Here is a 1,732-nt window from a genome sequence, read left to right on the forward strand (position 1 = left end):
TCCGGCGTGTAAGAGGCTGTCCAAAAAGTCCTATGAGTTTTTTCAGAACTATCATATTGTAAGTCCAGCCCAAGTTCCTGACCCCTAAATCCCCTTCTATGTTGTAATCCAAATTTTAGATTCAGTTTTTTTTGTATTAGAAGGACTTACGTTTTTCTTTTTTAAACCTTCGGGCAATACTGAGCCTGAAGGTTTTCTTTTCCTGGCAAAGTTATACTGGGTTCGATACCCAGTATAACTTTAAGAAACCTTCGGTTTAAAACGTCACCATCGGTTACTTTTCCTGGCTTTTCAAAAATCCGGTCTATAAAAACATCCTTCTATCAACGGTCTTGTTTTATTGGCAAGCCGCATTTCTGTGTTCAATTTATTATAGATAAGAGCTGTAGCCTAAAGGAAACGGACACCCAAAGGGCCGCAAAGGATTCATAACAGTCTCTTTATCTTCCAGATGTTTTTATTCCCGGATTTTAAATTATACCACTGCTTGCACATATGCTGTTTCGTTATTAATAACATATCTGATCCTGTTTAGTAATTTTTTTGCAATCCGTATGATAGCCTCAGTTGGTTTCATTCTTCGGCATAATTGGTTAAAACTAAGAATCAATGAGGGGTCTGTACGGGATGCGATCCAGGCAGATTCGACGATACAACTTCGCAAGGGCTTGTTTGATCGGGGAGTAATAGGGCCTGTTTTGTCTTTCTCGCCCGAAGAATCTGTCCTTGGTACCAGACCAACATAGGAACAAAGTTGGTCCAGCTTCTTAAACCGTCTGATCTCTTCCAGTTCCGTAAGGAGTGTAACAGCCATAATTAATCCAACCCCGGGGATACTTTGATATAATTTCAGTTTTCCGGAGTATTCGCTGTCTTTGTTTAGCATTCTTAAATGCCGGGTCACTTTCAATAATTTACCCCGTAAAAATTCTGTCGTATCGAGTGTTTCCTGGAGTACAATATCCCCATAAAGAGTAGTCATTTTTATTGTTTTTAGCCACAGGGTAAACCCTGCCGGACCAGTAACGGGAAGCTGAATCCAGCTCAGGGGGAATCATGATCCCGTTACAGTGAAGGTAGGATTTTAGACGGGTTTTGTGCCTTCCAATTTCTTTTACCAGTGTTTTACGGTAACGGACCAATCCCCTTAATTCTTCGATGCCCCTGCTGGGAACATAAATACCTTCGAGTTCACCATTCTTAAGCGATTTTGCTATTTTGTGGCTGTCCCGCTTATCTTCTTTCTGTTTCTTTTCCTTGTCCGTGGTAGGAATGTCCGCAGGGTTGACAACAATGTTTCGGATGCCATGTTTTTCCAATTCCCGGTGAACACTGAAACCACAAAAACCGGCTTCGTAGGCCGAATAATAATTGCCTCCCGGGAAATTCTTTCGCAGATAGTTTGCCAGAACCCCGGCTTGAGGGTCTTGCGAAAAAGTCTTATGGACCACATTTTCTATCATCACGGTCACTTTCCAGTTTTTTAAATGGACATCAATACCCATATAGATATTTTGTCCTTGAAAATTAATTGTCTTACCTTTCGTTTGCATAAGCTTCCTTGTTTTAAGTTTTTCTTTCAATTCAAAAAACTAATTTACAAAACTTAGGAGGCTTATGCTTTTAAAAACATACAGCCTAAAGGGGACTTTAAGCCTCACCTTTAGGGGAGGTTTGGAGGGGTAAAATGAGGAATGGCTAACAATTTGCAAGCTCACAAAAACCAGAATCT

The 1,732-nt window shown here is 40.5% G+C and carries 2 protein-coding genes; both read right to left on the reverse strand.

The features are described 5' to 3' along the window. Window positions 1-475: 475 nt before the first annotated feature. Window positions 476-982 carry a transposase gene (locus tag N2K84_RS20615; protein ID WP_428222003.1) on the reverse strand — a complete coding sequence of 169 codons (507 nt, stop codon included), beginning with the start codon at window positions 980-982 and terminating at the stop codon, window positions 476-478. After that, window positions 915-1,583, reverse strand: a complete 669-nt coding sequence (locus N2K84_RS20100; RefSeq protein WP_282593625.1) for an IS110 family transposase — start codon at window positions 1,581-1,583, stop codon at window positions 915-917. The genes N2K84_RS20615 and N2K84_RS20100 overlap by 68 nt, the downstream gene beginning before the upstream one ends. Window positions 1,584-1,732 lie beyond the last annotated feature (149 nt).

The sequence above is a fragment of the Gaoshiqia sediminis genome (genome assembly GCF_025907915.1).
Taxonomy (GTDB): Bacteria; Bacteroidota; Bacteroidia; order Bacteroidales; family Prolixibacteraceae; genus Gaoshiqia; species Gaoshiqia sediminis.

Bases quoted from the DNA above. Each gene is read 5' to 3' on its own strand.
- N2K84_RS20615 (WP_428222003.1), bottom strand. From the start codon at position 982: ATGACTACTCTTTATGGGGATATTGTACTCCAGGAAACACTCGATACG.